The sequence below is a fragment of the Microbacterium sp. 69-10 genome (assembly GCF_001897945.1).
Classification (GTDB): Bacteria; Actinomycetota; Actinomycetes; order Actinomycetales; family Microbacteriaceae; genus Microbacterium.
The window spans coordinates 38,462-42,314 of the sequence record NZ_MKRT01000030.1; the positions used below are offsets into that span (position 1 = coordinate 38,462).

Sequence of the window (3,853 nt, forward strand, 5' to 3'; positions counted from 1 at the left end):
CCCAGGGCATCCGTCCGCTTGTGGGGCTCGGCTTCGCCAACCCGCTGTACGACGGCGGTGTGCGTCCCTACACTGCTGCGGGCCGAGCCGCTTACGCGAACTACGCTGCCGCGGTGGCGCAGCAGTTCGGCACCAACGTCGATTACGAGATCTACAACGAGTACAACCACCCCGAGGGGTATTTCCTCGGTCCATGCGGAGCATCGGTCACCTGCTACTCCGAGATGCTCGCCGTCACTGCTCCCGCCATCAAGGCCGTCGCGCCGTCCGCGCGCATCGTGCTCACCGGCATGGCCGGGCTCACTTCGTGGTGGGCGGGTGGTGACACGACCGGACATCCCGAGGTTAACTTCATCGCGCGGGACTGGCTGGACGACTTCCTCTCCAGTCCTCAGGGATCGCTGGTCGATGTGATCAACATTCACAACTACTCGTTCCCCTCGGCCCCCGAGGGTCAGAACGAGGCAGCCATTGCCGCTGTGAAAGCCGTCATGGCGGCGCACACTTCGTCCGCGAGCAAGCCCCTATGGCTGACGGAGACGGGCTGGCCGACGTTGAACGCGGCAGGCATGAACACCGAGGCGGAGCAGGCGCGCTATCTGGTGCGAGATGCGGCGCTCAGCCTGAAGGCCGGTGTCGGACGATACATGATGTACGACCTCTTCAACGATTACGAGCCGGATACCCCTGAAGGGCGGTTCGGTTTCTACCGGAACGTGCACACCGACCCTGCGGTGGCTCCGAAGCCCTCGATGGTGGCACAGGCGGTGATGGCTCGCCAGCTGAGCGGGTATACGGTCTCCTCCGCCGACAGCCTTGGCGCCGGCGTCTACTCGATCGTCTTCCAGAACTCCTCCGGAGCGAAGAAGCGCGTCATGTGGGCGACCTCGCCGACGACGATCACCCTGTCGACCTCAGGTGCAGTGACGCATACGACCCTCTACGGCTCAGCGACCACCCTCAGCCCTGAGAGCAGCAAGGTCACAGTCCAGCTCGGTGGCGACCCCGTGTACGTCAGCGCGTCGAACATCACGAGCGTCGCGGTGCGGGCTAGCGCCTTGTACAGCGCATCTGCACCCGCGCAGTCCCTGCAGTCTCAGAGCGTGCCGGTCACCGTCTCGGTGGATCTGCGCGGCGGGGGATCGGCGACCGGAGTCGTGACCTTCACCGGCCCCGGCGGCAGCACGGTCAACGTCACTCCCATTGCCGGGCAGCTGGTACAGGCCACCCTGACTGTTCCTGGTTACCCCGATGTCGGAGAGAAGACGATCCCTGTCACGGTCAAGAGACTTTCCGCTGTGCGCGCGACGCTGACCGCACCCACCACTGTTGTGGAGAACCCGCGACTGAGAGTGAGGCCTGCGACCAGCCCGACCGGCGCCGGACCGCTCGAACTCCTGATCGATTACCCCGGCACCTCGGGCGTCACCGTGAATCAGGTCGAGTACACGGTGGGACTCTACAGCTCGACGATCACTCCGGGAACGGCGGTGAGTTCCACGGCGACCACGACCGTCGATCTGCCTTTCAGTGGAGTCGGCGTATGGGGGCCTTTGTACTACACCGCGAAGGTGACGTTCTCGAACGGAGTGGTGAAGAACACCGCGGGCATCACGAGTTTCTCACCCGTGAGGCCTGATGGCACCACGAACCCTCCGTACGCGCATCTTGGCACGAGCGCCCGATGGGTCTCGCTCGGCGGCACGGACGGGGGTGCATCGGACCACTCGGGACGAATGTGGCTGAGCTATGGGGCGACGACGCTGACCGTGCACGCTGAGATCACAGACGACACGCATGACGTGGCGTCGACGGCGGATACGCTCTGGCAGGGTGATTCGATCCAGTTCGCCTTCTCGGAGGACTCGGCAACCACCACGTCGCCCGTGGCGAGCTTCGGCGCTGCGCTCCTGTCGTCGGGCCCTGTGGTCTACCGATTCTCGGGAACGGCCGGTGTGGTCAGTGGTGCGACGGCCACTATCACGCGTTCCGGAACCACGACGAGCTACACCATCGTCCTCCCCCGTGACGAAGCGGGGGTCGCCGCCGGCACCACCAGGTTCACATACTCCTTCCTGGTGAACGACGGTGACGGCTCCGGACGAGACGGCTATCTCGAATGGGGCTCCGGAATCGGGAACGTGGCCGGTCCTACCCAGTACGTCCCGGTCTACACCGCACCATAACGGCACGGGCGGGTCCGGGAAGCGACACCTGGACCCGCTCGGGCCGGACGTGCGCTGACTCCGTGCGTTCCAGACATGTCCCGGTAGAACACGCGCAGTCACTTCCCCTGCTATATCAGTCTCGCCGCGAGGCGCGTTCGCCGTTGCAGGAAAACGTGTGCGACCAAGCAGGCGCCGCAGTAACGGTCGCGTTGCGGGATCAGATTGATGCGGGACACTTTGGATATCGTTGTCTCTGCGGTGACGCAAGCGGAGGAACATGCGTTCATGATCACCGAATGCGGAACTTGAGACGCGAGCCCGTGAGGTTCGCCGATTGATCGGATTTCAGGAGGCGATCATGAGCACGAGCCCCACCATGAACGATGTTGCCCGAGCGGCGGGTGTGGCGCTGAAGACTGTGTCGCGCTACGTCAACGGCGAGACGAACATCAATCCTCTACTCGCGGAGCGCATCGGTGCAGCGATCGTCGAACTCGGATATCGGCGCAACCTCGCGGCGGCAAGTATCCGGCCGGGCTGGACGAGCAAGATGCTGGGGCTCGTGATCAGTGACTTGTCGAACCCGTATTACTCGGCGTTGACGCAATCGATCGAACAAACCGCACGTAGTCAGGGGTACCTGTTGATCAGCGCGAGTTCTGAGGAGGACGGAGCGACGTTCGACCGGCTCGTCGACCGGCTCATGGAGCAGCGGGTGGACGGATTGATCGTCGTCCCTCCGAAGAGCCCCGCTCGGCCATGGTCGGCGGTTGTGCCGCCCATTCCCCCGCTTGTGGTGCTGGACCGGCCGATGGAGACGGCGGACCTGTCCGCCGACATCATCCTTGCCGACAACGCCGGTGGCGCGCGAGATGCGGTGAAGGCTCTCCTCGACGAAGGCGCTCGGCGAGTCGCATTCGTCGGCGACAGCCTGGAGCTGTACACGATGCGTGAGCGGTACGAGGGTTACCAGGAGGCTCTTCGTGCTCAGGGGCTGCCGATCGATGAGAGACTCATTGCCACGGATGCTCACAACTACGAACAAGCGACAACGTCCGTGCTTCGACTCATAGGTCGCACCGGTTCCGCAGGGCCTGATGCCATCTTTGCTGCGAACAACCGTGCCGCGATCGGTACGCTGCTTGCGTTCCGTCAGCGGGGTCAGCGCCTGCCGTTGATCGCGTTCGATGACTTCGAGGCTGCGAAGGTGTCAGATCCGGCCGTCTCCGTGGTCACGCAGAGCATTCAGGAGATGGGCCGAATCGCCGCCGAACGGGTGATCGCGCGGGCCGCAGGAGAGAGTTCTGCTGGCACGACCACCGTGCTTCCGACCACCCTCGTGCTCCGCGGTTCCGAGACCCCGGCACGGCCGGGAGCGTCTGCCTGATGGCATCTCGAGCAGGCGCGATCTTCGAACATGCGAGGGGGTGCCGTGGCTTCGGGGCGACGCATGTGACCGGGTGGCCATACATGCGCATCCTGGAACCATTCGAACGGAGCGCCAGATCATGACGGGGATCCGAACGTTGGACGCCGACTACACACCGGTCGTGGAGTTGCTCGCGGAGTTCGAGGCCGCCGACCCTGACTTTTCTGCGCAGCTTGCCCTCACCGTGCATGGACACAGCGTTCTCGATGCGTGGGCGGGTCCTGCGCTTCGCGAGAGCTCGGCGATCTGTGTCTTC

The 3,853-nt window shown here is 64.3% G+C and carries 2 protein-coding genes; both read left to right on the forward strand.

What is annotated here, in order from left to right; all coding sequences use genetic code 11:
• The coding region (locus tag BGN97_RS16645) for a glycosyl hydrolase (protein WP_292704002.1) at positions 1–2,186 on the forward strand (2,186 nt) is incomplete at its 5' end.
• A gap of 340 nt (positions 2,187–2,526) precedes the next feature.
• Positions 2,527–3,555 carry a LacI family DNA-binding transcriptional regulator gene (locus BGN97_RS16650; protein WP_292704005.1) on the forward strand — a complete coding sequence of 343 codons (1,029 nt, stop codon included), beginning with the start codon at positions 2,527–2,529 and terminating at the stop codon, positions 3,553–3,555.
• Positions 3,556–3,853 lie beyond the last annotated feature (298 nt).